Raw genomic sequence first — 24,961 nt, 5'->3', positions numbered from 1 at the left:
ATCCACGGGGGTGGGCCATCGGCGGGGGAGGCGAGACGCCCGGTACCGCGCCGGGATGGGGGGCTGGCGCAACGCCGGCGATGGTGGTGCTGCGCCTGGCGCGCCTGCTCGAGCCCTCGCTGGCGCCTGCCGAGGTCGCCGCTGGCGTGCTGGAGGCGGCGCGCCTCGTCCTGGGTGACGTTCCGGCCTGGCTCCTTCTCGGGCAGAACGGCGAGCTGCGCCTGGTGGCCTCGGCCGACCTTCCTCCCGAGTCGGCGCGGCGGCTCGCCCACGTTCCCCTCGACGCGCCGGCGGTGGAGACGGAGGCGGTGCACCAGCAGCGAAGGCTCTGCTTCCGCGCCGACGAGCTCGGCCCCGCGCTCGCCTGGAGCCGGGCGCTGGTCGAGGAGGCGAAGCTGCCCGGGGTGGTGGCGCTGCCGCTCGTACCCTCGGAGCGCCGGGCGGTGCTGGCATTCGGCCGCGCCACCGACCTCGACCCGAGCGAGGAGGAGGTGATGGGCGCCCTCTGCGGCTTCTTCGTGCGGGCGGTCGAGAGCGTCCATCTCCCCCACGAGACCTCCCCCCGCAGCGAAATGGAGCGGATCCGCGACGAGATCGTGCGCTGCCGCCGGGTCGAGGCGGATCTGCGCGACAGCGAGGAGCGCTTCCGGCTCGTGCTGGAGGAGGCGCCGATCGGGATGTCGCTGGTCTCGCTCACCGGACGTTACCAGCGGGTGAACCGCGAGCTCTGCGCGATCCTCGGGTACGAAGAGAGCGAGTTGCTGCAGCGCCGCTGGCAGGACATCACCCACCCCGACGATCTCGAGACCGATCTCGACCTCGTCTCGCGCCTCGTCGCCGGAAGGATCGCACGCTACGAGCTGGAGAAGCGCTACCTCCGCAAGGACGGGGCCGAGGTCCTCGTCCTCCTCGGCGTCTCGCTCGTCCGCGATGCACGCGGCGCGCCCTGGTACTTCATCTCCCGGGTCCAGGACATCACCGAGCAGCGCCGGCTCGAAAAGGCCCTGCGCGAGCGTGAGGCGAAGTTTCGCGGGCTCTTCGACGCGGCGCTCGATCCGATCATCATCCTCGACGACGAGGCGCGCTTCGTCGACACCAACGCGGCAGCCTGCCAGCTGCTCGGGAGGCGGCGCGAGGATCTGGTCGGCCACCGCCTCGAAGCGCTGCGGAGCAGGTTCGTCGACTTCGACCTGCGGCAGGCGTGGGGCGAATTGCGCGAGCAGGGCTCGCGCACCGGTGATCTCCGCATCCGGGACGGCGGTGGCGATCTCCGCGTCCTCGAGTTCTCGGCACGGGCGAACTTCGCGCCCAGCCTGCATCTCGCCATTCTCCGCGACGTGACGGAGCGCACGAGGACGGAGGAAGCGCTGCGGAGGCGCGAGCAGCAGCTGGCCGAGGCGCAGGCGATCGCGCACGTCGGCCATTGGGAGCTCGATCTCGCCGCCGATCGGGTCTACGCCTCTGCCGAGGCCTTCCGGATCTACGGGTGGTCTGCGGAGCAGGGCTTCGTGACCCGGGAGCAGCTCATCGAGGCGATCCATCCGGACGACCTGGAGGCGACCCGCGCCGCGCTCTGGGCGGCGGTCGAGGTCGAGGGCTCCTTCTCGGTGGACCACCGCATCCTCTGCCGCGACGGCGCGGTCCGGGTCGTCCACTCCCGGGGAACGGCCACCCGCTATCCCTCCGGCGTGCGGGTCCTGGGCGTGGTGCAGGACATCACGGAGGAAAGGGAGGCGGAGCGGGAGCGCGAGGAGCTCGTCGCCGCGCTGGGAGCGGAGCGGACCTGGCTCGATACGCTGATCGAGCGCTCGCCCGTGGCGATCCTCCTCATCGATCACAAGGGAAGGATGCGGGCCAACCAGCGGGCCCACGATCTCCTCGGTACGCTGCCTGCCGGCACGAAGCCGGAGGAGATCGACGTGCGCTTCTGCGGCGCGGAGGGTGATCCCATCGCGCCCGACGGCATGCCGCTGGTGCGGGCGATGAACGGTGAAGTGCTCCAGGCGGAGGAGATCTGCATCGCCCAGGAGGATGGGCGCATCCTCGCGACCCTGGTGAGCGCCGCGCCGATCCGGGACGAGGCCGGCGACTACCTCGGCGCCGTCGCGGTCTTCGAGGACATCACCCGGCTCAAGGACCTCGAGCGGCTGCGGGAGGAGTGGACCTCGGTGGTGGCCCACGACCTCCGCCAGCCCGTCACCTCGATCAACGCCCAGGCCCAGCTCCTCGCCAGGCGCGCGGCGAAGACCGCGCCGGAGCTCACCGCCAAGCTCGAGCACATCCTGGCGTCGGCCCGGCAGCTCAACCGGATGATCGGCGACCTCCTCGATGTCTCGCGGATCGAGGCGCGCCGCCTCACCCTCGATCGCCAGCCGGTGGAGCTCGAATCCTTCGCCATCGCGGTGGCGGAGCGCATGGCGGAGGAGCTCGCCGGACACGAGGTCCAGGTCCGGGCCGACGGCGACGTGCAGATGGCCTGGGCCGACCCCGTGCGGCTCGAACAGGTCTTCGCCAACCTCCTCTCCAACGCGGCGAAATATGGGGCTGCCGGCGCGCCGATCGAGGTGGCGATCGCGCAGGAGGGCCGGGAGGTGGCGGTGCGCGTGATCAACCAGGGCAAGGGGATCCCGGCGGAGGAGATGCCGCAGCTCTTCGCCCGCTTCTACCGCGCCCGCAGCGTGCGGGAGGGGCCGGTCGCCGGTCTCGGCCTCGGCCTCTACATCACCCGCGGCCTGGTCGAGGCCCACGGCGGCAGGATCCGCGCCACCAGCGAGCCCGGCAGGACGACCACCTTCTGCTTCACGCTGCCCGTGCCGTGAGTCTGCCGCCGCCCCGGAAGACGCTCCGCGCCATCGGCTTCGACGACGCGCCCTTCGAGCGGCGGCGGGGGGCGGTGGCCCACGTGGCGGGGATCGTCTGCGCGGGGACGCGCTTCGAGGGGATGGTCTGGGGCAAGCTCCAGGTCGACGGCTGGCGCGCCACCGACACCCTCTGCAGGCTGCTCGAGGGGGGCAAATTCCTGGAGCAGCTCCACCTCGTGCTGGTGGACGGGATTACCCTCGGCGGCTTCAACGTCGTCGACCTGCCGCTGCTCGCGCGGCGCCTGGGCTTGCCGTGCGTCGCGGTGATGCGGAGGCGGCCGGACATGCCGGCGGTGGAGCGCGCGCTCCGGCGCCTGCCCCACGCCGAGCGGCGCCTCGAAATCCTCCGGCGGGCAGGGCCCTTCCACCACCACCCGCCCTTCACCTTCCAGGTGCACGGGGCGACGCCGGAGGCGATCGGTCCGGCCCTCGCGCGGATCACCGACCGGGGCAACGTCCCCGAGCCCTTGCGCCTCGCCCACCTGATCGGCACCGCGGTGGAGCGGGGCGAGAGCGGCAAGAGGGCCTGACACAGTTGCAGTGCCAGGCCCTCGTGTCTGCATCGCTTCGCTGCAGGCGCCTACTGCGCCGGGAGGCGCAGCGGCAGGTAGACGTTCTCGCCGCTGCGGCGGATCTGCAGCTCGAGGAGCGTGCCGGGGGCTGCCTGCTGCAGCAGCGCGAGCAGCTCGTCGGCGCCTGCCACGGCATCCTTGCCGACGGCGACGATGAGATCGCCCGCCTGCAGGCCGGCGACGGCGGCGCGGCTCTCCGGCACGACCTCGACCACGCCGGCGCCCAACGGCGCACCGGCGAGGACCGCGGCGCCGGGATCGGGCTCGCCGAGGCGAAGGCCCAGCCTTTCGGTCGGCGCCGGAAGGATGAGGGAGGCATGCTCCTTCTCCGGCGCCAGCTTCGGCTCCACCGAGACCTTGCGGACCTTGCCGTTGCGCACCAGCTCCACGGGGATCTTCCCGCCCACCGCGGCGCAGGCCACGTCCCAGCGGAGCCTGTGGGCGCCGCGGACCGGCTGGTTGTCCCAGCTGAGGATCACGTCGCCGACCTCGATCCCCGCCTTCGCCGCGGGGCCATCGCCGGAGATGTCGCTCACCACCACGCCGGCGGGACGCTTCATCCCGAGGGAGCGGGCGTACTCCACCGTGACGTCCTGGATCGAGAGGCCGATCCACGCCCGGGTCACCTTCCCGTCGTTCGCCAGCTGCGGGATGATCCGCTTGGCCATGTTGATCGGCACCGAGAATCCGATGCCCTGGCCGGAGGCGTTGATCGCGTTGTTCACCGCCACCACCTCGCCCCGGAGGTTGAGGAGCGGGCCGCCGCTGTTGCCCGGGTTGATCGAGGCGTCGGTCTGGATGAAGTCGAAGTAGCCGTCGCGGCCCTGCGGCGTGATGTCGGTGCGGTTGGTCTGGCTGATGATCCCGAAGGTAACCGACTGCGAGAGGCCGAAGGGATTGCCGATCGCCACCACCCAGTCGGCGATCTCGATGTCGTCGGAGTCGCCCAGGGGGAGCACCGGAAGGCTCCTGCCGGCCTTCACCCGGATCAGCGCCAGGTCGGTGGCCGAGTCACGACCCACCACGGTGGCGACGTACTCCTGGGGAAAGCCCTGGTCCTCGAGCATCACCCGGATCTTCGAGGCGTGCTCCACCACGTGGGAGTTGGTGAGGATGAGGCCCGAGGCGTGGATGATGAAGCCGGTACCCAGCCCCTCGGCAGGCTCGTCGCCGTAGAAGCGCTCGAAGAAATCGTGGAGCGGATCGCTGGGATCGAGCTCCACCGGCGCGGCTTCCTCGACGATGATCGAGACCACCGCGGGCGCCGCGCGCTTCACGAGCGCCGACAGGTTGGGCAGCCCCTGGTCGGTCGAGGCGGCCGGTGCCGCCGTCGGCTCGGCGGGAAGCTCCGTCCAGATGCTCTTGTCCGCCGTTCCCCGGGCGCCAGCGGCGCCGGGCCCTGCCAGGAGGGCCGCCACCGCCACCAGGAGAGCCACTCGTTCGATTCGCCGCATCGCGCCTCCATCCCCCTGCGCATCAGGGTGAGCACGAAGCGCACAGACGACACGGGGGTTGTGCAGGAACGACACCCTCGTAGGGCGTGCCCCTGCAGGGCGGGGCCTGCGGGCAGCCTGCAGGCCGGGTCAGCGAACCTTCTGGCCGATCAGCTGGTCGAGGGCCCTGCGATCCTCTTCGGTGTGGTCGTCGGCAGGGGCGCGCTCGGGCTGGCTGGGCCGCTGCCGCGCCATCCGGGGCGGCGCCCCCTGCGCCGGCTTCTTCGGCGCGGGTCCGCCGGCGAGCTGCTCCTCGACCAGCGCGCGGACGTGCTCCGCCGCGGTCTTGCCTTCGATCGGGATGGCCACCGCCGCGACGCCGGCGACGATGGCGAGTGCGCAGAGGAAGAGGAACTTCAGGAAGCCGAACATGGGGGGCATCCTCGTGCGAGCAGCCCCCGCAGTCGAGTTCCCCACCTGTGGAGAGGCCGGGCCGCCGGGCGCGCCATAGCTTCCCGGGAATGGCAGGGCGGATCCTCGGCAGATTGCGGGCTCGATCGAGCCCCGGGCCCCTGCTGCGCTACGAGGCGCAGGGGCCGGTGGCGGTGGTGCGCCTGCGCTGTCCCGAGGGGCGTTGCGGCACGGAGCACGGCTACGCGTGGATCGCTGCATGCGCGGGCCACGGCTTCCGCTGCGTGGCCTGCGGGGCCGCCTTCTCCGCCTGGCTCGGCGAGGTGGCGGCGCTGGCGGTGGAGGGCGCTGCGATCGTGCGGCGCTACCGGCTGGAGGCCCGGGGGCTGGGGGGCGAGCTGGCGGCCTTCGCCTTCACCGACGCGAGCGGCGCCCGCTTCGCGCCGGCGCCGGGCAGTGGGGTGCTCCTCGTCCACGACGCCAGGGGCGTGCTCCGGGAGGTGGTCGACCGGGCGGCAGGAACGCGGATCCACCTGGTGGCGCGGCAGGCCTGCTTCGTCGCCACGGCGGTCTATGGCCCGGGGGCGCCGGAGCTCGCCGTCCTCCGACGCTTCCGGGATCGCAGGCTGGGGCGGCACGCCTGGGGCCGTTTGCTGGTGCGGGCCTACTACCGGAACGGAATGGGGCTCGCCCGGTTCCTCGTCGGGAGACCACGCTGCACCCGCCTCGTTCGCCAGGCGCTGGGGCTCGTGGTAGCGATGCTGCGCACGAGGGAGCGACCATGACCGAAGCCTTGCCCAGACAGCCGCGCGATCCCTGGGGCCGCCTCATCCTGGTGGCCATCGCCGTGATCGGCGTGCTGGTCGCGATCGAGTGGATGCAGCGCCCGCAGCTACCCTCCGCAGGGAGCGATGCGCCCCGGGTCGCCTTCGCGCTCCTCGACGGCGACGAGCCGGTGGACCTCGCCGCGTGGCGGGGCAAGGTGGTTTTGCTCGATTTCTGGGCGACCTGGTGCCCGCCTTGCGTGGAGTCGATGCCGGTGGTCCACAAGGTGGCGGCGGATCTCGCCGACGAGGGGGTGGTGGCGGTGGCGGTGAACGGCGACGACGCCGAGCGCCGGGAGGAGCTGGTGCGCCACTTCCTCCGCAAGCACCAGCTCGAGGGGCTCTCCGTCGCCCTCGACGACGGCAGCGCCGCCAGGGCCTTCTCGGTCACCGCCCTGCCGACGATGGTGGTCATCGGCAGGGACGGAAGGGTCGCCGGCGCGCACCTCGGTGCGCTCGACGAGGCGACGCTGCGGGCGCTGCTCGCGCCGGCGCTCGCGGCGTCGGTCCCCGGCAGCTGATCAGAGGCTGATCGAGGCGCCGTTGACGAGGCGGACCTCCTCGACCACGAGGGAGCCGTTGCCGAGGACGGCGCGGGCGGAGGCGGCGCCCTCCTGCGCGCTGCTGTCGGTGGTAATCTTCGCCTGCACGACGATGGAGTGGCTGCCGGAGCCGACGTCGTCGAGCAGGAAGTTGAACGAGTGGGCGCCCATGGTGTCGAGGACGAGCTGGAGCTGCTCGTCGCTGAACTCGCACTCCGTCTCGCCGTCGATGATGCCGTCGTCGTTCTCGTCGTCGCAATACTCGAGGACGCCGCCGAACGACGCCATCAGCGTCTGCGCCCGCCTGGCGTAGATCACCGACGCCGGCATCGCGGCCAGGCCGTCGACGAGGACGCGCACCTCGATCATCGCCTCGGCGAAGGAGGTATCCGAACGACCCTTCCTGCTGGAGACGAGGGTGTCGGTAAAAAGGCCCGCCTCCAGCGAGACATCCATCACCAGATCCTTCTGCTGCGACGTGTGGATCGTGGTGGCGAGGATGTTGGTCCAGCCGTCGGTGGTGGCGGCGGTGTTGGGAACCCCGACCAGGGAGAGGTTGCCCACCTGGACGCTCGACTTGGCGGACTGGGCAGTGGCTTCGGTGGCGACGAAGGCGGCGAGAAGGGCGACGATCGCAGGCAGTGCACGCATTGTGTCTTCCTTTTCTTTGCAACGAGGGCGCGACGATACAGGCCGTGGCTCCGGGCCACGGGTGGTGTTTTTGATTTCGGGTGCTCTGCCGACTACTCGTAGAAGCGCATCTGGAGCAGCTTCAGGCCGTAGTTGTCGTACTGCCAGAGGTAGTCTTCGAGCGCCTCGTCGAAGAGCGGGTAACGCTCGGTCCTGCCATCGCCGTCGAGATCGACCCAGACGTAGAGCAGGTCTCGGCTCACGTCCGTGAAACGCTTGCTTCCCTTGCCGGTCTCGACCTGCACGGTGAAACCGGTGTTGCAGTACTCGGTGGTGGTCGTCCCGTCGTCGTAGGTGGCGCAGGTGGTCATGTGGGCGGAGCCGCCGGGCTGTCCCAGGGGCCGCACCCAGACGGTATAGGCGGGATCCTCGCCGTCGCCGGGGCTCGGCAGCTGGAAGCTGGCGCTGCCGTCGGTCCCGTTGGCGTCGACCACCCCGAAGTCCCCTTCCGAGAGCATGATCTTCGTGCGGCCCTCCAGCGCCACGAAGATCCGCGAGCCGTTGTCGTTCATCTCCGCGGGCCGGTTCCCAGCCGGCACGCCGATCAGGTTGAGGGTGTAATGGCCTCCAGAGGGGGCGCCGTTGCCGCCCCGGACCCCTGCTTCCCGCGATCCGGTCGAGTCGGGCGTGCCGGGTTCCTGCCCGCCACATGCAGCCAGCGCGGCAGCGAGCGCTGCCGCCAAAACGAAGTGCGTACGCATACACGTCCCCCGCGCGCCTGCTCAGCAGCAGCAGGCGCCTTGAGATCCAACTTCTGGGAAAGCCGCAAATTCGGCGAGGTGACGCTACGAGATCCGAGGTAGCCCGCCTAGAACGCACAGGGGGAGCCCTGCAGGGCGTACCATGACGGCGGGAGGCGTGTGGGAGCCCCTCCGGCTGCGTTCATGGGAGGCCCGCCCTTCCTCAGGGGCGCCCCATGTAACCTTCTGCGAGCAGGTCGCGGAGCGCTGCAGCATCGCCGGCGACCGGGCACGCAGCGTCGAAGCTGCCGAAACCCCAGGTGACGCCGACGAAACGGCAGCCGTAGGCCGCTGCGGTCTGCCGGTCGATCGGCATGTCGCCGACGTAGGCGGCGATCGGCATCCCCTGCGCGGCGGCGATCCGATCGAGCAGGGCCGGATCCGGCTTGCGGGGCCCCTCGTCCCCGCCGATCACCTGCACGAAGCGGCCGGGAAAGAGCGCCTCGCAGATCGTGCGGGCATAACGCCCCGGCTTGTTGGTGGCGACGGCGAGCAGGAAGCGGGGCGCGAGCTCGTCGAGCAGCGCGGCGATGCCGGGGTAGGGCCTGGTGGTGTCGAGGAGATGGGCGGAGTAGTGCCGGTGCCAGGCCTCCAGCGCCGCCTCGAGCTTCTCGATGTGCGGCTCCACCGAGCGGGCCACGAGGTTGCGGGCGCCGCCGCCGACGAAGCGGACGATCTCGTCCGCCGGCCGGCGCGGAAGGCCCACCGCCTCGAGGGCGGCGTTGGCGCTGGCGGCGATGTCGTGGCGGGAGTCGACGAGGGTCCCGTCGAGATCGAAGGCGAGGAGCTTCTTCATCCGGCGAAGCTCAGCCCCCGGCGACGAGCTGCTCGAGGACCCGGGCCACGTCCTTCTTGCGGAAGGGCTTGGCCAGCATCGCGTCCGGGGCGGCGCCTGCCTCGAGCCGCTCGGTGGTGGTGGAGGAGAGGGCGGTGATGATCACCACCTTGCCGCCGAAGCCGCGCTCCTTGAGCTGCGCCAGGGCGTCGAAGCCGTTGAGCCGCGGCATCAGCACGTCGAGGAAGACGGCCTGTGGCTGGACTTCGAAGGCGCGCTCCACCGCCATGGCGCCATCGCTGGCCTCGACCACCTCGTGCCCGAGCGAACGGACCTCGAGGGCGAGCAGGCGGCGCACGGAATCGTCGTCGTCGGCAATGAGGATCTTCACGGGGGTCTCCGACGGGGCGAACGCACCCGGCAGCGTGGCCGGGCGCAAATCGCCGCGATGGTAGTCCACCCCTCGCCCGCGGTCACGAAACCGGACCTGTTTTCACCGATGGCGCAGGCGCCGGGAGCCGAGCCAGAGGCCGACGCCGAGGGCCGCGGCGCCGGCGGCCATCCAGCCCCACCGCGCCATCCAGCGCTTCCGGGCCATGTGACCCATGTCGACGGGCGTCGAGGTGGCGAACGAGAGCCGGTAGGGATCGACCTCCGGGTGCATGCGGCGCAGCCGCTGCAGGATCTCGGAGGAGGTGCCCTCCTCGTCCCTGGCGATGAACTCCCAGGGGCCCATGTGCCGCGGCAGCTTGTCGCCGACCTTGAGCCGCGCGAGCTTGTGGGCCTTCTTCGAGTAGTAGTAGCCGTGCTGCTTGACCGGATCCGCCTGCATGTCTGGGTAGTGACGCCCCATCTCGCCCTCCATCCGGCGGCCCCATGGAGCGGATGGCCGCCTCCTTCGGGGAAGATCGGCACGGAACGCCCGGGGGACAACCGAGTCAGGGCCCCAGCCCCACCCATTCGGTGCCGTCGGTGAAGTGCTCCTTCTTCCAGATCGCCACCTCCTCCTTGAGGCGCTCGATGGCGTGGCGGCAGGCGGCGAAGGCTTCGGCCCGGTGGGGCGCCGCCGCTGCGATGACCACGGCGATCGCGCCGATTTCGAGGGTCCCGGTACGGTGGAGGATGGCGACCCTGCTGCCCGGCCACTTCGCCCCGCACTCGGCGGCGATGGCGCGGAGCTGCTTCTCCGCCATGGGGCCGAAGGCCTCGTAGTCGAGGCGGACCACCTCGCGGCCGCGGCTCGCCTCGCGGACCTGGCCGGTGAAGGTGACGATGGCGCCCGCATCCCTGCCGCGGACCGACGCCACCGCCTCGTCGAGGGAGAGGGGCTGCTCGGAGAGCCTGCAGATCGGCGCGGTTCCCCCTGCCACCGGCGGAATGATCGCCACCTCGGCGCCAGGGGCGAGGGTCGCGTCCGCCGGCGCGAAGTCGTGGCCGATGGCGACCCTGCAGCGGGGCAGCACCGGCAGCAGGGCAGGGTGCAGGGTGCCGAGAGCAGAGAGCAGCGCCGCCACGTCGGCGTCTGCTGCCAGTTCGATGATTTCACTGTCGGTCGCAGCCGCCTCCCTGGCGGCGGCGAAGTAGAGCACGGTGATCCGCATGGGCCGCTCTATACATCGTCCCGCCTGCACGGAACTCCCATTGGACACCGATCCGCCGAACGGTTGCCCGCCATTTGCCAGCCGTGGCACACTCCGCCGCATTTCCATTCGTACGCCCGGGGCGGGTCCGGGCTTTCGCATTTCGCAGGAGAGTCGCGAATGAAGTCTCCCCCTATCTCGCGCGCTCTGCCGCTGATCGCTCTGTTGATCGCTGGCATGGCCGCTTTCGCGCCCGGTTGTGGAAGTGACGACCCGGGCACCGTACCCGGCACCGGCGGCACGGGTGGCAGCGGTGCCACCGGTGGATCCGGCGGTACCGGCGGCACGGGCGGCACCCAGACCGGCTGTGAGGAAGACGCCGACTGTGACAACGGCCAGCGCTGCAACCTCGAGACGAACCTCTGCGAGAATCGCCCTTGCGAGATCGACTCGGAGTGCAACGAGGACGAGATCTGCATCGAGGGCGCCTGCCGCCCGATGTGCAAGATCGACTCGGACTGCGGCTTCAACAACGGCACCCGCTGCGACGACGACGCCGAGAGCGAGACCTACGGTCGCTGCATCCCCGGCGAGCCGTGCCAGGGTGACGTGACCTGCGGCACCACCGCCGGCTACGAGTACTGCGACAACATCGGCGTCTGCGTCTGCGTCCCCGACGACTCGGTGGGCGAGTTCATGACCGGCGTCTGCCGCCGCCGCACCCCGTTCTGCTCGCCGTGCAACTCGAGCGCCGACTGCGGTCCCGATCGCGTCATCTTCAACCAGCCCGCGGAGTGCAAGACCTACACGTACGACGACGGCGACGCCAACGTCTGCCTGCCCAAGAAGGGCACCGGCGCCTGCCCCGCGGGCATGGTCCCGGCGAACCAGGAGACGCACCCGCACCTCGCCGGCTACTGCGTGCCGCAGACCCAGGACTGCTCGGACATGAGCCCCTGCGTCACCAACGAGGATTGCGCCGGCAACCCCGAGGCGCCGATCTGCGACCGCACCCGCCAGATCTGCATCCCCGGCTGCAAATACGACTTCGACATCAAGCGCTCGCAGGGCTGCGCGCCCAACGAGGTCTGCCACGCCACCCCGGGCAACCTCGACCCCGAGCTGCTCGCCGATTGCTCCACCGTGGGCCTCTTCGGCCAGGGCCAGTGCGGCAGCCAGTGCGAGACCGACCAGGACTGCCTCGCCTACGACGAGAGCGGCGGCTTCGTCTGCAAGCAGGAGGCGGGCAGCCCCGAGAAGCGCTGCCGTCCCGCAGGCTGCCTCGACGACAAGGAGTGCCCCGAGGGCGGCGTCTTCCTCGGCTACTGCGACATCAAGGCCGACTACACGCAGAACAGCTGCGTCACCGACACCTGCCGCCCGGGCATCGACCCGCGGGCCGGCTGCGGCGCCGACGAGCCCTACGAGGATTGCAACGCCGACTACAAGTGCGTCGCGGGCGGCGGTACCGGCCGTGGCGAGTGCGTCGAGAAGAACTGCATCGACCACGGCGGTGCGGCGAACGGCTGCCGCCTCGGCGAGTTCTGCGCGGGCGAGCCGCTCCTCAACATGATGACCGGCGAGGAGGAGGGGACCCCGGTCACGCCTCCCGAGAACGTGCCGCCCGGTGAGTGCTACGCCCTCACGCCGCTGGACCGCTGGTGCGGTACCGGCTGCGGCTCGAACGACGACTGCGTCGACGGTCCCTACTCGTATACCGACACGCCGGGCATCTGCATGGTCCACCCGGACAACCAGCCGCGCTGCAACTGGGGCTGCGAGTACAGCGCCGAGTGCCCGGGCCGTTGGACCTGCTCCTCGGCTGGGCTCGAGCTCGGCTGCGACGGCCTGAAGATCTGCGAGGCCGATGCGGATTGCGGCACGGGCAACCGCTGCGTGGAGCCGCAGGTCGGCGGCCGGCGCTTCACCAACTGGGGTGATGCGGCGCCGTTCAAGGTCTGCGAGTGCTCCGACACCGGCGCCTGCGGTGCGGGCTTCTCCTGCAACGCCGGCATCGCCACCGCCGCCACCGACCCGGGCACGCCGGACAGCTTCGAGAAGCGTACCGCCCGCTACTGCGCCGCCAACGACGGCTGCGGTACGAATGGCTCGTGCGAGTGGTTCGGCAACCTGGTGGCCCCTGGCCCCGGCGCACCGCCGGAGCCGGTCTACCGCTGCGGCGCCACCCCGGAGGGCAGCTCCTTCCCCGGCGCCGGCACGCCGGTGCAGGTGGAGTGCCCCTCGTCCGACGCGCAGGGCAACTTCGTGCGCCAGGGCAAGACGATGCGTGACCAGTACATGTGCGTCTACTCGTCGGTGTGCCAGCCGCGCTACTACCTGGACACGGCGACTGACGAACTGGTCTGCGGCGCGCAGCCGGCGACGCCGCGGCCGTAAGCGGTAGCAACGTCCTGTGATGGTAGCGAACGCCGTCGGGCCTCCTGGGCTCGGCGGCGTTCGCGTTTGGGGGGCGCGCTGCGGCGTTCGCCGGTTGAGCAGGGCGCGCGGGACGGGGCAGCCGGCACGGCGCCGCGCTGCCGCCGGGCCGCGCTCCCGGGCGGCGAGAGAGGGGCCCCACCACGTCCCTGGCGGGACGTGGTCCGTCCCCAGCCGCCGCCGGATCGCGCGGTCCCGTCGGCGCGGCGCCTTGGTGGCTGGGCAGTTGGCGTGCTTCGCCCGGTTGGCGGGCTGAGTTGGCGGGGGGCCGGAGCGGTGGCGGGAAGGGCGGGGTGCGTGCTGCGGTGGGGGGCTGGGCGGTGGGACGGGGGGTTACTGGGCGGTGAGGCGGCCGACGTCGCCGACGGTGACGACGAGGATGAGGCCGAGGAGGACGACGAAGCCGATGAGGTGGACCCAGGCCTCGGCGCGGGCGTCGACGGGCTTGCGGCGGACCATCTCGACGAGGATGAAGGCGGCGCGGCCGCCGTCGAGGGCGGGGATCGGGAGCAGGTTGAAGAAGCCCAGGGCGATCGAGAGGTTCACCGCGATGCCGAGGAGCCAGCGCATGCCCCGCTCCGCCTGCCGGGCCACCTCGCTGGCGATGCCGACCGGGCCCATGAGGCCGCCCTGCGCCTCGCCGCGGACGAGGTCGACGATCCCCTGCACGATGGCGAGGGAGCCGACCACCACGAAGGTGGTCGCGCGCTGGACCGCCTCGGCGACGCCATAGGAGACGATCGTCTCCGGCGGGCGGATGCCGATCTGGCCGAGTTCGTTGGTCACCACCGGCAGCTCGAAGCGGCGCCCGTCGCGCTCGACGGTGAGCGACACGTTCTGCGCCTTGCGCTCGGCGAGGGATTCGGCCACGGAGCGGAAATCCTCCACCTGCTTGCCGTCCACCGCCACGATCTCGTCGCCTGCCTGCAGCCCTGCCGCAGCAGCGGGCATGTCGGGCATCACCGCGCCGACCTCGGTGGTGTCGAGCTGCAGCTGCGCAGCGCCGGCGAGGAGCAGGCCCACCAGCAGGACCCAGGCGAGCACGTAGTTCATGAAGGAGCCCGCCAGGATCACCAGCAGCCGCTTCCAGGCGGGCTTGTTGGCGTACGAGGCGGGGTCGCCGGGATCGCTCTCGGCCTCCTCGGCAGGGTTCATCCCGGCGATCTTCACGTAGCCGCCGATGGGGAGGATGCCGATCCGCCACTCGGTCTCGCCCCGCCGGAAGGTGGCGAGGGCGGGACCGAAGCCGATGGAGAAGCGCTCCACCCGCATGCCGGCCCAGCGAGCGACGAGGAAGTGACCTGCTTCGTGGATGGCGATGAGCAGGCCGAAGACGAGGATGGCAACGAGTAGGTTCAAGGCGGTCCTCCCCTTCCAGGCAAGGTAGCATGCGCCCCAATGCTCAGGGACTCCCTGCCCTCCGGGCGCGTGTGCAGCTTTCGCTCAAGGGAGGTGCAGTATGGATCGCAGGCATTTGGTGTTCGGATCGGTGGTGTGTGGTGCCCTGCTGCTCGGCGCTTGCGCCGGCGGGCAGAAGGGGCCGGAAATGGCGGAGGCCCCGAAGATCGAGGATTCGTGGCTCGCCCGGGTGCCGGCGCAGGACCTCGGCAACGTGGAGCAGGCCCGGACGGAGCGGCGGATGGCCCAGGACGAGGTCAACCGCGCCCAGGTGGACGTGAGCGACGCCGAGAACCAGCTGAAGGTTTCGGAGTCGAAGGTCGCTGCAGCCGACTCGCAGGTGAAGGCGGCGGAATCGCAGGTCGAGGCGGCGAAGCAGACCGGCGACCAGATGCGAATCCAGGAGGCGGAGCGGAACCTCGAGGATCGCAAGCTCGCAGCGCAGGCCGCCGAGCAGCGGGTCGAGATGGAGAAGGCCCGGGTCGACGCGGCGAAGACCCGGCACCAGCTCGCCGAGGCCCGCCTCGGGACCCGCGACGTGATGGTGAGCCGGGCGGAGTACGAGACGCTCCGGGCGCAGGGCGACACCCGCGTGGCGGACATCGACCCCACCCGCTTCGATCAGGCCATCGCCGACAGGCGCGCGGCGGAGGCGAAGCTCGAGGGCCAGCTCGCCGAGAAGGAGCGCAGCGTCATCGCCGCCCAGAGCAAATACGACGATCTGCAGTACCAGCTGCAGGCCCGGCAGCCCCAGACCAGCCCTGCCGGCTGATCGCGGCGACTAAAAGGGCTCTGCAGCGCGGGAGGAGCGGTAGGCGAGGACCTCCGTCTCCTCCCGCTCCCACGCCAGGGCGTGGAGGCCCGCCTTGCGGCAGGCGAAGGCCAGGTAGGTCGCGGCGTCCCAGCCGCGGCCCCAGCCCACCTCGGGAAGGGTGGTCCCCGAGAAGAGGTCGCCGGTGACCTTGAGGGCGGTGACGCCGGGCTCGATCGGTTCCGGCGAACGGATCCGCTCGGGCGGTCCCAGCACCGTCACCGCGATCCTGCAGCGCTGGAGCTCCGCCGCTTCGATCGGCGGGAAGCGGGGGTCGTCGAAGGCGGCGCCCTTCGCCACCTCCGCAGCCAGCTCCGCGAGCGGCATCGAAGGGGGGGCGGTGGTGCCCCGGGAACCGCGAACCTCGCCCGCCTCGTCGTAGAGGGTGACGAAGAGGCCGCCCACCGCCGTCTCCGGCAGGGAGGTCGCCGGCGCGGCACCGCCCTCCACGGTCGCGTGGAGCAAGGCGCGGGTGAAGACCAGGAGGGCCTCGGCGAGGGTGTCGTTGATCGCATCCATCGGGGCGCCTCTTACCGCACTTCCCGGGTCGGTGCCTACGCCGCAGGCGGCGGGAGCTCCACGCCGTAGCCGGCGAGCTGCCTGCGCACCACCTCGCCCCAGCCCCGGTTGGCTGCGGGGCTCGCCGGGCTGGGATGGAGGATGCAGCCCAGCTGGAGGTTCCTGCCCCCGAGGGCCTCGCGGGCCCGCTTCTCGGCGAAGCCGCCGACGCCGATCACCAGCCGCGGCTGCAGCTCGTCTACGATCCGGCGCAGCGCCTCGTCGCAGGCGGCGAAGAGCGGCGCCCGTTCCGCCGCGGGCAGCTTGTCGGGGGTGACGTTCCGGCCCGACGCCTCCATGAAGACGAGCGGGCAGTAGTTGGCCACGAAGAAGCGGGCGAAGAAGCGCTCCGGCGTGCCGAACGTCTCGCGGAAGAAGCCCCAGAGCCTCGTGCCGCTCACCTCGCTACGCGGGCAGGCGAAGCCGACGATCGGCCGCTTCGGATTTTCCACCGCAGGCTTGCCGACCGCCGCCTCGATCCCGAGCCAGTCGCGCACCATGCCCACGTCGCCGAAGGGCACGCCGGTCTGGGCCATGCCGAAGGGGCCGGGGTTCATGCCGAGGAGTAGCACCTCGCGCCGTCCCGCCCCCCAGCGCTCGACGTAGCGATCCCAGGGGGCGCGGGCGTATTCGAGGGGGTTGTAGACATGGGTCACCGGCGGTCCGAAGCGGAGCGGGCGCAGCGCGGCGACGAGATCGTCGGTCCAGGTATCGGCCATGGCGGCGCCACCCTACGCGATCCGCCCCTGCCCGGGACGTCAAACTCAGCGGTGCTGCGTCTCCGGCCCCAGCTCCGCCGGCACGGGGTGCTCGATCCGGAAGCGGCCGATGAGCGGCATGTGATCGGAGAGGCCGGCGAAGGGGCCCTGGCCGAAGGGATGCGTCCCCTCCAGATCGAGCCAGCGGACGTCCCTGCTGCAGAAGAGGTGGTCGAGGTGCATCCGCAGCCGCATGAAGCCCGCGGTGGGGAAGGCGCGCGGCGTGCCGGGGTGGATCTGGCCGAGCTGCTCCTGCACGCCGACGAAGCCCGCCTCCTCGCGCAGGAGCTTGTAGACCGGCGAGCCCGGCGGCGAGTTGAAATCACCGCAGACCACGAAGGGCTCGCCCTTCGAGCGCTCGCGCACGAACTCTGCGAGCCGCTTCGCCTCGTGGAGCTGGTTCACGCCGTGGCCCATCTTCTCCTTCACCGACCAATACTCGCGGGCGAAGGGGGTGGGCAGGCTGAGGTGGGTGTTGAAGAGGTGGAGCGGCCGCCCCTCGCCGTCGGCGAGCTGCAGGTGCGCGCAGATGCGGCTCTGCTTGCGGTCCTTCCACCGGGCCACGTGGTAGTGGGTGATCCCCGTGGGCGCCTCGGCGTTGTGCATGTCGACCCGCAGCGTCTCCAGGTTGACCAGCACCGCGAGGCCGGTGGTGTAGAGCGATACGTCGCCGAGCTTGTAGGTATGGGCCCGGAAGTAGAGCGCCTCGAAGGGCAGCTCCATCCCGCGGGCCTGGTAGGCGAGCTCGAGGCTCTCCATGAAGGACTCGAGCTGCGTCTGATCCGCCTTCACCCGCGGGCGCCCGAGGTTGCTGCGGATCGAGGAGGTCTCGACCTCCTGCAGGCAGATCAGATCGGGGACGGGATCGAGCTGCGCCAGCGCGGTGGCGATCCCCCGCTTACCTGCCCGGGTGCTGGCCAGGCCGCGCACCGCGTGGCCGAAGTACCGGACGTTGTAGCTGACGATCCGCAAGGGCGTGGGCATCCCGGCAATCTAGGCTTTCCTGCGCCAGAGCTGCCACCAGGGTGTGCCGGGATGCTCGTGGTGCTCCCGGTGGTAGCCGAAGAACCAGCAGCTGAGCAGGGCGAAGAGGTGGTGGCGGCGCTGCGACCGGGACCGGTGGGGGCCCATCACCTCGTCGTGCGGCAGGCGGTGGGGCAGGAAGGTGCCGAAGACGAAGAGCTGGAAGGAGCCGAGCAGCGCGGGGATCACCCAATAGGCCCAGAGGGCGCTCTCGGCGAAGAAGCGCTCGAGCACGTTGTAGGCGACCGCCATGAGGAGCAGCTGCCCCACGGTGGCGTAGCGCCAGAGGAACGTTCCCCACCAGACGAAGAAGTTCTGCGAGCGGGTGCAGAAGTCGGGATCGTCGGCGCTGCACGGTGCCGCGTGGTGCCGGTGGTGGTTGGCGGCGAGGCGCCGGAAGGAGAGGCCGGCGAAGAGGAGCGCCGTCAATCGCCCGATCGCCCGATTGACCCGCGGGCTCGGCGAGACGGTCCCGTGAATCGCGTCGTGCCCCACGATGAAGAGGCCGGTGGTGAGCCAGCCCTGCAGGAGCACGTGGGCCCAGACGAGCGGATCGGCCGCGGCCACCGGCAGGCGGGTGAGCGCCCACGCGAGGTGGCCGAACCAGAGGGCGATCACGCAGACGGAGACGAGCAGGCCCATGGGGTCGGGCATGCTACGCGAGGAATGCGCCCCCGCACCACGTTCAGCCGAGAAGCCCCAGCAGCCACAGCACCAGCGGCGTGGCGAGCGCGGTGGCGACGCCCTGCAGGCCGATCGCCAGCGCCGCGCTCGCGCCCTGCCGCTCTCCCTCCTCGAAGGCCCTCGCCGCACCCAGGCCGTGGGCCGCCGCACCGAGGGCGAGGCCTTGCGCCTCCGGATCGCGGACGCCGATCGCCCGCAGGAACGGCGGCCCCGCCACCGCGCCGAAGATCCCCACGGCGATGACCAGCACCGCGGCGACGGCGGGGATTCCGCCGTTCTGCTCCGCCACCGCGATGGCGATCGGCGTGGTCACCGATTTGGGCGCGACCGAGGCGACGATCGAGGCGGGGGCGCCGAGGAACCACGCCGCGCCGGCGGCGCTGGCCACCCCCACCACGCTCCCCACACCGATCGCGAGGAGCAGCGTCCTGCCCCGGCGGAGGATCGCGCGCAGCTGGAGGTGGAGCGAGACGCCGAGCGCCACCACCGACGGCCCGAGGAAGAAGCCGACGAGATCCCCGCCCGTGGCGTAGCGCTCGTAGGGGACGCCGGCGCCGAGGAGCACGGCGGCGAGGAGGGCCACGGCGACGAGCACCGGGTGGATCCAGCGCTGACCCGTCCGCTCCTGCAGCCACCGCCCGCAAGCGTAGGCGAGGAGCGTCGCGGTGAGCCAGAGGAGGGCGTCGCTCATCGCCGGCCCCGCTGCTGGAGCAGGCCGACCACCGCCAGCACGGCGAAGGTGCTGGGGATCGCTGCGGCGACGATGGGCAGCCACCACGCCCGGAGCGCGTCGAGGTGACGAACGACGGCGACGCCCGCGGGCACGAAGAAGAGGGCCATGTTGCGCACGAGGAAATCGGCGGTGGGCTTGACCGTCTCCACGGAGACCAGCCCCGTGCCGAGCGCGGCGGCGAGCAGGAGCATGCCGATCACGTTGCCGGGAATCGGCAGGTGGAGCAGGGCCCGGAGGAGTTCCCCTGCCACGAGAAAGAGGAGAAGTGCGAGCAGCCCCTTGAGCATGGGCGGCATCGGACGCATCGTCCCCGCCGCTGTCAAGCACGGCAGGCCGCCGAGCCCGTGCCGCGGCGATCCGAGAGGAGCGCCGATGACGAGCGAGGAGAAGAACCTGCCGCATTCCGGCGTTCCTCTCCGAACGAACGCCTTGCCTCCGCGAGGCGGATGGGGCGAGAAGGACCACATGCAGGAACTCTTCGAAGCGATCCGCGAGTCGTGCTCCCGTGCCACCTGGTCCCGCGGCGTGGAGCTCGCCCGCGCCGGCGCCGTGCTCGGTGAGCGCGCCGGGAACGACCAGGTGATCTGCAGGGTGACGACCCCCGCCGAGAAGGTGGCGCGGACCGTGGTGCTCGCGGTGGACGACGAGGATTGGTCGTGCGACTGCCACGTCGCCGACGATGTCTGCATCCACGTGGCCGCAGCGGCGATCGCCATGCGTCGGGCGAACAAAGCGGGCGAGGCGCTGCCCGCGCCGAAGGTGAGCGTCGCCCGGGTCGGCTACCGCCTCGAGCGCACGACCGCAGGCCTCGGAATCGATCGCGTCCTCGTCAAGGACGGCAGCGAGGCGCCGCTCGCCACCAGCCTCGCCGCGATCACCTCGGGTCGGGTCGAAGGCCCCCAGATCCTCACCACCCCGGTCGATCTCGCCTTCGAGGTGGCCCTCGGCACCAAGCGCCGCGGCTGGTTTCCGCGGGAGGTGATGCACGCGCTGCTGGAGACGCTGGCCGGCGCCGACGACGTGCGCCTCGACGGCACGCCGGTGCGCGTGGCCAAGGCCCGCGTGGGCATGGTCGCCGTGGTCGAGGATCAGGGCGACGGCTTCTTCCTGCGGATGGAGAAGGATCCCGCGATCCGCGAGATCTTCCCGAACGGCATCGCCCGCTGCGACGGCGACGTGATCCGTCCCTTCGGCGAGCCGCCGCTCACCGCCCGCGAGCTCGCCGAGCTCCGCAACGGCAGGCCCTTTCCCGCGAGCCAGTTGGTGGAGCTGGTCACACGCGTGGTGCCCTCGCTCCAGGAGCGCATCGACGTCCACATCCGCTCGAAGCGTTTTCCCCGCACCAGCAAGCAGCGGCTCCGCATGCTGGTGCAGACCGAGCAGAAGGGCGACGCGCTCGTGGTCTTCCCCACCGTGGTCTACGGCGATCCGCCGGTGGCGCGGGTCGACGGCGGCAACCTCACCCTGCTCGGCGACGATCCGGTGATCCCGCTGCGCAACGAAGAGGCGGAAGGCCGCCTCGTCCGCCAGCTGCAGAGCGACCTGGGTCTCGCGCCGGGAAAGAAGGCGCTCTTCCGCGGGGAGGAGGCGGTGGCCATGGCCGACCGCGTCCGTTCCTTCTCCGGCGACGTGGACGGCAAGGGGCTTGAGAATTTCTTCCTCGCGCCGCGCCTCGTGCCGCAGCTCGCGGTGAACGGCAGCGCCTTCGACGTCTCCTTCACCACCGCCGGTGGCGGCAGGGGCAGGGCCGATGCGGCGGCGGTGCTCCGTGCGTGGCAGGACGGCTCCGCCTTCGCGCCGCTCATCGGCGGCGGGATCGCGCCGATCCCCACCGACTGGCTGGAGAAGTTCGGCAACCGCATCGCGGATCTGCTCGCCGCCCGCGACGGGAGCGGCGAGCTCCCCGCCTGCGCGATCCCCGATCTCGCCAGGCTCTGCGACGATCTCGACCAGCCGCCCCCGCCGCAGTTCGACAGGCTGCGCCCGCTCCTCGAGGACTTCAGCGGCCTGCCTTCGCCCGCCTATCCGCAGGACCTGCGCGCCGAGCTCCGCGCCTACCAGAAGCAGGGCGTCGCCTGGCTCTCCTTCCTCCAGGAGGCGGGCCTCGGCGCGCTCCTCGCCGACGACATGGGCCTCGGCAAGACGCTGCAGACGATCAGCACGATCCGCGGGCGCACCCTGGTGGTGGCGCCGACCTCGGTGATCCACAACTGGTCGAACGAGATTGCGCGCTTCCGCCCGTCGCTGCGGGTCGCCGTCTTCCACGGTCCGCAGCGCTCGCTCGACCCCGATGCGGACGTGGTGCTCACCACCTACGCCATCCTCCGCCTCGACACCGAGCTCCTCGCCGCCCACAAGTGGGAGACGGTGGTGCTCGACGAGGCGCAGGCGATCAAGAACCCCGATTCCCAGGTGGCGCAGGCCGCCTTCCAGCTGCCGGCGCGCTTCCGCGTCTGCCTCTCGGGTACGCCGGTGGAGAACCGGCTCGAGGAGCTCTGGAGCCAGCTCCACTTCCTCAACCGCGGGCTGCTCGGCGGGCGCAAGGATTTCCAGGAGCGCTACGCCAAGGCGATCGCCGGCGGCGTGCCCGGCGCCGCGGAGCGCCTGCGGGCGCGGATCAAGCCCTTCGTCCTCCGCCGCATGAAGCGCGAGGTGGCGCCCGAACTCCCGCCGCGCACCGACATCGTGCTGCGCTGCACGCTGAGCGAGAGCGAGCGCAAGGTCTACGACGCGGTCCGCGCCTCCACGCTGCAGGACGTGGTGCAGCAGCTGCAGAAGGGCGGCAACGTCCTCGCCGCCCTCGAGGCGCTGCTCCGCCTCCGACAGGCGGCCTGCCACGCCGGGCTCGTCCCGGGCCAGCGGGCCGATCACTCCTCGAAGGTGGAGCTCCTGCTCGAGCAGCTCGACGAGGCGGTGGCGGAGGGACACAAGGCGCTGGTCTTCTCGCAGTGGACCTCGCTCCTCGATCGCGTCGAGCCCCACCTGAAGAAGGCGGGCATCGACTTCCTCCGCCTCGACGGCTCCACCGTCGATCGCGGCGGCGTCGTCGACGCCTTCCAGCGCGAGGACGGGCCGCCGGTCCTGCTCCTCTCGCTCAAGGCCGGCGGCACCGGTCTCAACCTGACCGCTGCCGATCACGTCTTCCTGCTCGATCCGTGGTGGAACCCGGCGGTCGAGGATCAGGCGGCCGATCGCGCCCACCGCATCGGACAGGACAAGCCCGTGCTCGTGCACCGGCTCGTCGCGGAGGACACGGTGGAGGAGCGGATCCTCGCGCTGCAGGATCGCAAGCGGGCCCTGGCGGAGGCAGCGCTGGGGGCCGGCGATCAGGCGCTCGCGCTCACCCGCGAGGATCTGCTCGGGCTGCTCGAATAGACGGGCCTATTCGCGCGCCATCCCGCGCAGCCCGGCGCGGGAGGCGATCGCCACCGCCTCGATCTTGCTGTGGGCACCGAGCTTGCGCAGCAGCCGCTGCACGTGGTTGCGCACCGTGGTGCGGGTGATCGACATCGCCTGCGCCACGGTCTCGGTGTCGCAGCCGTCGAGCAGGTAGCGCAGCACCTCGAGCTCACGGGCGGTGAGTGGCGGCTCGCCCAGCGTCGCCGGGACCTTCGCCCCGTCGCTGCGCCGGGGAAAGAGCGTGAGTACCACCGCACCGTCTTCCGTGTCGCGCACCGCCAGCGGGATCGCCACCAGCACCGTACCCGCGCTCTCGGGCCGGACCAGGTGGAGGTCGAAGGGCTCCACCACCTCGCCGGCCAGGGCCCGTTCGAGGGCGTCGCCGCAGGCGCAGTCGTCGCCGAAGACCGACCGGCAGGAGGCGTCGATCAGCGAAGCTGCGGGGATGCCGAGGAGCCGCTCCGCTTCCGCGTTGCCGTAGCGGATCCGCCCATCGATACCGACGACGCAGATCGCGCCCAATGCGCTCCGTGCAACTGCAAGGACCTGCTGCATTGCGAACGTCTCCCGGGTGGAAACCGACCTCGTGGGTCATCGAGCCGGGATCGTTCCACCCCCCGCAAGAACGAGGACCATTATCCCCCGAGCGGGGCCAAGTCGATGGTCCACCTTCATCACACTCGATGTAGCATCGAGGATGCGCCGCTGCGGGAGTCGTTGCGCGCCGGTCCGTCGAGGGATCAGCTCGAGGCAATGGCGCGCTCGACGAGGCGCCGCTCCCTCTCGAGGTGATCGGCGAACTTCCGGGCGAAGCGCAGCGCCACCCCGTAGTCCACCGCGGGCGTGACGCCCGCCAGCGCGTAGCGCGCGGCGGTCGCCTGCGCGAAGAGCTCGACGTGCTGCCGCTCGAGGAGGGCCAGCTCCTCCCGCGCCTCGGGAAGGACCTTCGCCAGCCAGGGGGCCATCACCGCCTCCTCCCGGCCGAGGTGATCGGGAAGCTCCCGGTCGATCGCCCGCACGATGTTGCGGGCCGTATCGAGGTCCGGCGGGGTCGAGAGCAGCGCGGTGACCAGCTGCTCGATCTGATCGTTCTGCTCCACGTGCTCGCGCTCGAGCTCCAACTGCCAGTTCACGTCGATCACGGCATGCCTCCTTCAGCCAGCTGCCGATACCTGTGGCAGCTGGACCGTCCCGTCGCCCACGTCGGCGAGCGTCGTCTCGCTCGCCCAGGTGTTCACCGCTGCCTTCAGCTTCGAGAAGGCGTTGTGGAGCGGGCAGGGCGCATGGCCGCCGCACGCACCCCAGCCGAAGGCGCAGCGCTCCGGGTCGAGCCCCTCGTCCAGGGCCGCGAGCACGTCGGCGAAGCGGATCGCCGCCGGGGGCCGGGCCAGTCGGAAGCCGCCGCCGTGGCCCTTCTGGGAGAGGAGGAGGCCTTCGCGGACCATCCGCCGCAGCACCTTGGAGACGTAGTCGGGGGGAATGCCCGTCGCGGCGGAGAGGTCCCTGGCCCGGACCGAGGTCCCCTCCGGGAGCAGGGCCAGGTGCGCCATCGCGCGGAGCGCATATTCGGCCGTCTGGTTGAAAAGCATTGGATCTCCGGGATCTTGGGCGGGGATCCGGCCCGCCTCAGCTCCCGTAGACCCGTCTCGCGCTTGTGCACGTGCCACCCCCGATTTTCTCGGAGGTCGGAGGACCTGGACTTCGTCCGTGGCGTGGGCGCTAGAGCTTTCGCCGCTCGCCGGTCCGGAGGTAGCGGAGGACGTCGGCGACGATGGTCGCGTGGTCGAAGACCAGCGGGGGAAGCTCGTCGGGGCGGAAGGCCCTGGCCTCCGCCGCGTCGTCGCCGCCCAGGGGTTCGCCCTCGGCGCTGGCGAGGAAGACCGTGGAGAGGGTGTGCTGGCGGGGATCGCGGCTCGGGTCGCCGTAGGTGAAGAATTGCTCCCGGAGCTCGACGTCGAGGCCGGTCTCCTCCTTCGCCTCCCGGATCGCCGCCCGGTCCAGCGGCTCGCCCTCGTCCACGAAACCGCCGGGCAGGGCCCAGCCGTGGGGCGGGTTGCTCCGCCGGACGAGGACGAAGCGGCCGTCCGGCAGCTCGATGAAGAGGTCCACGGTGGGCTTCGGGTTCCGGTATTCGGGCATGGCGTGATCCTCGAGGCTGGCCGGGGATTCTCCCCATCGCCGGCGCCGATGGCTACCATGCCGGCGTGTGCCTGCTCGCTCGAAAGCTCCTCGCCTGCGCCGTCCTCCTCGCCCTGCCGGCGTGTGGCCGCGGGCTCGAAAACGGCACCTACGCCTTCACCACCACCGGCATCCGCCAGGACAGCTGCTCGGTGGAGCCCGAGGCCACGCTGCCGCTCCCGGAAGCGGAGGTCGAGAGCGCAGGCGACTCCATCCGGCTCGAGTTCGCTGCCGAGGGCCCCCTGGTGCCGGGGCTGACCGGCGCCAGCGGCGACAAGGCGCTGATCGGGCGCTATCTGCCGGACCGCGAGGTCGAGCGCTTCATCGCCGACGCCACCTTCGACGTGGTCCGCGAGATCCAGGGCTTCTCCTGCTTCGTCTTCGCCCACTCGTCGATCGAGGCCCGGGTCCGGGACGACGAGTCCTTCACCGGCAGGCTCCGCATCGACTACACCCGCAGGCCGGAAGCCCAGCCGGAATGCCTGCCGGCGTGCATCGTCGAGGTCGACTTCGACGCGGCGAAGATCGGCGATTGAACACGGCTTTCGTTCGCCG

Annotated in this window: 27 protein-coding genes; 8 read left to right on the top strand and 19 right to left on the bottom strand. The window is 71.3% G+C overall.

Annotated features, from left to right (window positions below):
* Positions 1-80: 80 nt before the first annotated feature.
* Positions 81-2,819: a PAS domain S-box protein gene (locus ACESMR_RS06200; RefSeq protein ID WP_373046001.1), complete on the top strand. Its 2,739-nt coding sequence runs from the start codon at positions 81-83 to the stop codon at positions 2,817-2,819.
* Entirely contained in the window at positions 2,816-3,391 is a 576-nt protein-coding gene (locus ACESMR_RS06195) for a DUF99 family protein (RefSeq protein WP_373046000.1), read from the top strand. The genes ACESMR_RS06200 and ACESMR_RS06195 overlap by 4 nt, the downstream gene beginning before the upstream one ends.
* A 50-nt stretch (positions 3,392-3,441) precedes the next feature.
* Here ACESMR_RS06195 and ACESMR_RS06190 read toward each other — a convergent pair whose 3' ends face one another.
* A complete protein-coding gene (locus ACESMR_RS06190) occupies positions 3,442-4,887 on the bottom strand; it encodes a trypsin-like peptidase domain-containing protein (RefSeq protein ID WP_373045998.1) in 1,446 nt (481 codons plus the stop codon).
* Positions 4,888-5,016: 129 nt separating this feature from the next.
* Positions 5,017-5,298, bottom strand: coding sequence for a hypothetical protein (locus ACESMR_RS06185; protein WP_373045997.1), 282 nt, complete (start codon positions 5,296-5,298; stop codon positions 5,017-5,019).
* A gap of 89 nt (positions 5,299-5,387) precedes the next feature.
* Here ACESMR_RS06185 and ACESMR_RS06180 point away from each other — a divergent pair, with 89 nt between their 5' ends.
* Together ACESMR_RS06180 and ACESMR_RS06175 are read left to right on the top strand one after the other, a co-directional pair.
* Positions 5,388-6,062 carry a CFI-box-CTERM domain-containing protein gene (locus ACESMR_RS06180; RefSeq protein WP_373045995.1) on the top strand — a complete coding sequence of 225 codons (675 nt, stop codon included), beginning with the start codon at positions 5,388-5,390 and terminating at the stop codon, positions 6,060-6,062.
* Entirely contained in the window at positions 6,059-6,622 is a 564-nt protein-coding gene (locus ACESMR_RS06175) for a TlpA family protein disulfide reductase (RefSeq protein WP_373045993.1), read from the top strand. The genes ACESMR_RS06180 and ACESMR_RS06175 overlap by 4 nt, the downstream gene beginning before the upstream one ends.
* On the opposite strand, the gene ACESMR_RS06170 is transcribed toward ACESMR_RS06175, so the two are convergent.
* From ACESMR_RS06170 to ACESMR_RS06145, 6 genes are all read right to left on the bottom strand, one after another.
* Positions 6,623-7,294 (bottom strand): hypothetical protein, encoded by a 672-nt coding sequence (locus tag ACESMR_RS06170; RefSeq protein WP_373045992.1) that lies wholly within the window; start codon positions 7,292-7,294, stop codon positions 6,623-6,625.
* A 92-nt stretch (positions 7,295-7,386) separates the two neighbouring features.
* Positions 7,387-8,034 (bottom strand): hypothetical protein, encoded by a 648-nt coding sequence (locus tag ACESMR_RS06165; protein WP_373045990.1) that lies wholly within the window; start codon positions 8,032-8,034, stop codon positions 7,387-7,389.
* A gap of 202 nt (positions 8,035-8,236) precedes the next feature.
* On the bottom strand, positions 8,237-8,869 hold the full coding sequence (locus ACESMR_RS06160) for an HAD family hydrolase (RefSeq protein WP_373045988.1): 633 nt from the start codon (positions 8,867-8,869) through the stop codon (positions 8,237-8,239).
* Positions 8,870-8,879: 10 nt separating this feature from the next.
* A complete protein-coding gene (locus tag ACESMR_RS06155; protein ID WP_373045987.1) occupies positions 8,880-9,239 on the bottom strand; it encodes a response regulator in 360 nt (119 codons plus the stop codon).
* A 102-nt stretch (positions 9,240-9,341) separates the two neighbouring features.
* A complete protein-coding gene (locus ACESMR_RS06150) occupies positions 9,342-9,701 on the bottom strand; it encodes a hypothetical protein (RefSeq protein WP_373045985.1) in 360 nt (119 codons plus the stop codon).
* Between the two features lie 85 nt (positions 9,702-9,786).
* Positions 9,787-10,449, bottom strand: coding sequence for a molybdenum cofactor biosynthesis protein MoaE (locus ACESMR_RS06145; protein WP_373045984.1), 663 nt, complete (start codon positions 10,447-10,449; stop codon positions 9,787-9,789).
* Positions 10,450-10,665: 216 nt separating this feature from the next.
* Here ACESMR_RS06145 and ACESMR_RS06140 point away from each other — a divergent pair, with 216 nt between their 5' ends.
* Positions 10,666-12,825 carry a hypothetical protein gene (locus ACESMR_RS06140; protein ID WP_373045982.1) on the top strand — a complete coding sequence of 720 codons (2,160 nt, stop codon included), beginning with the start codon at positions 10,666-10,668 and terminating at the stop codon, positions 12,823-12,825.
* 372 nt (positions 12,826-13,197) lie between these two features.
* Here the strand turns inward: ACESMR_RS06140 and ACESMR_RS06135 are convergent, their stop codons facing one another.
* Positions 13,198-14,223, bottom strand: a complete 1,026-nt coding sequence (locus tag ACESMR_RS06135; RefSeq protein ID WP_373045981.1) for a M50 family metallopeptidase — start codon at positions 14,221-14,223, stop codon at positions 13,198-13,200.
* A gap of 100 nt (positions 14,224-14,323) precedes the next feature.
* Here ACESMR_RS06135 and ACESMR_RS06130 point away from each other — a divergent pair, with 100 nt between their 5' ends.
* Positions 14,324-15,034 carry a hypothetical protein gene (locus tag ACESMR_RS06130; RefSeq protein WP_373045979.1) on the top strand — a complete coding sequence of 237 codons (711 nt, stop codon included), beginning with the start codon at positions 14,324-14,326 and terminating at the stop codon, positions 15,032-15,034.
* Positions 15,035-15,043: 9 nt separating this feature from the next.
* On the opposite strand, the gene ACESMR_RS06125 is transcribed toward ACESMR_RS06130, so the two are convergent.
* The 6 genes from ACESMR_RS06125 to ACESMR_RS06100 are packed head-to-tail and all read right to left on the bottom strand — an operon-like array spanning position 15,044 to position 19,125.
* On the bottom strand, positions 15,044-15,592 hold the full coding sequence (locus tag ACESMR_RS06125) for an AMMECR1 domain-containing protein (protein WP_373045977.1): 549 nt from the start codon (positions 15,590-15,592) through the stop codon (positions 15,044-15,046).
* A 35-nt stretch (positions 15,593-15,627) separates the two neighbouring features.
* Positions 15,628-16,350 (bottom strand): uracil-DNA glycosylase family protein, encoded by a 723-nt coding sequence (locus ACESMR_RS06120; protein WP_373045976.1) that lies wholly within the window; start codon positions 16,348-16,350, stop codon positions 15,628-15,630.
* Positions 16,351-16,395: 45 nt separating this feature from the next.
* Positions 16,396-17,373 carry an endonuclease/exonuclease/phosphatase family protein gene (locus ACESMR_RS06115; RefSeq protein WP_373045975.1) on the bottom strand — a complete coding sequence of 326 codons (978 nt, stop codon included), beginning with the start codon at positions 17,371-17,373 and terminating at the stop codon, positions 16,396-16,398.
* A gap of 9 nt (positions 17,374-17,382) precedes the next feature.
* Positions 17,383-18,054, bottom strand: coding sequence for a fatty acid desaturase (locus tag ACESMR_RS06110; RefSeq protein ID WP_373045973.1), 672 nt, complete (start codon positions 18,052-18,054; stop codon positions 17,383-17,385).
* A gap of 43 nt (positions 18,055-18,097) precedes the next feature.
* On the bottom strand, positions 18,098-18,787 hold the full coding sequence (locus ACESMR_RS06105) for an LrgB family protein (protein WP_373045972.1): 690 nt from the start codon (positions 18,785-18,787) through the stop codon (positions 18,098-18,100).
* On the bottom strand, positions 18,784-19,125 hold the full coding sequence (locus ACESMR_RS06100) for a CidA/LrgA family protein (RefSeq protein WP_373045970.1): 342 nt from the start codon (positions 19,123-19,125) through the stop codon (positions 18,784-18,786). The genes ACESMR_RS06105 and ACESMR_RS06100 overlap by 4 nt, the downstream gene beginning before the upstream one ends.
* 169 nt (positions 19,126-19,294) lie before the next feature.
* On the opposite strand from ACESMR_RS06100, the gene ACESMR_RS06095 reads away from it, so the two are divergent.
* Entirely contained in the window at positions 19,295-22,204 is a 2,910-nt protein-coding gene (locus tag ACESMR_RS06095; protein ID WP_373045969.1) for a DEAD/DEAH box helicase, read from the top strand.
* Positions 22,205-22,210: 6 nt separating this feature from the next.
* Here ACESMR_RS06095 and ACESMR_RS06090 read toward each other — a convergent pair whose 3' ends face one another.
* From ACESMR_RS06090 to ACESMR_RS06075, 4 genes are all read right to left on the bottom strand, one after another.
* A complete protein-coding gene (locus ACESMR_RS06090) occupies positions 22,211-22,783 on the bottom strand; it encodes a helix-turn-helix transcriptional regulator (protein ID WP_373045967.1) in 573 nt (190 codons plus the stop codon).
* 185 nt (positions 22,784-22,968) lie between these two features.
* On the bottom strand, positions 22,969-23,370 hold the full coding sequence (locus ACESMR_RS06085; RefSeq protein WP_373045966.1) for a hemerythrin domain-containing protein: 402 nt from the start codon (positions 23,368-23,370) through the stop codon (positions 22,969-22,971).
* A gap of 12 nt (positions 23,371-23,382) precedes the next feature.
* A complete protein-coding gene (locus tag ACESMR_RS06080; RefSeq protein ID WP_373045964.1) occupies positions 23,383-23,817 on the bottom strand; it encodes an RrF2 family transcriptional regulator in 435 nt (144 codons plus the stop codon).
* Positions 23,818-23,947: 130 nt separating this feature from the next.
* Complete coding sequence (locus tag ACESMR_RS06075) at positions 23,948-24,367, bottom strand: NUDIX domain-containing protein (RefSeq protein WP_373045963.1); 420 nt, start codon at positions 24,365-24,367, stop codon at positions 23,948-23,950.
* 65 nt (positions 24,368-24,432) lie between these two features.
* Between ACESMR_RS06075 and ACESMR_RS06070 the strand changes: the two genes are divergently transcribed.
* On the top strand, positions 24,433-24,942 hold the full coding sequence (locus tag ACESMR_RS06070) for a hypothetical protein (RefSeq protein WP_373045961.1): 510 nt from the start codon (positions 24,433-24,435) through the stop codon (positions 24,940-24,942).
* Positions 24,943-24,961: the final 19 nt, after the last annotated feature.

The sequence above is a fragment of the Vulgatibacter sp. genome, from assembly GCF_041687135.1.
Lineage (GTDB): Bacteria > Myxococcota > Myxococcia > Myxococcales > Vulgatibacteraceae > JAWLCN01.
Note: the sequence above shows the minus strand (reverse complement) of the source record. Positions and strands in the feature narration are given on the sequence as shown.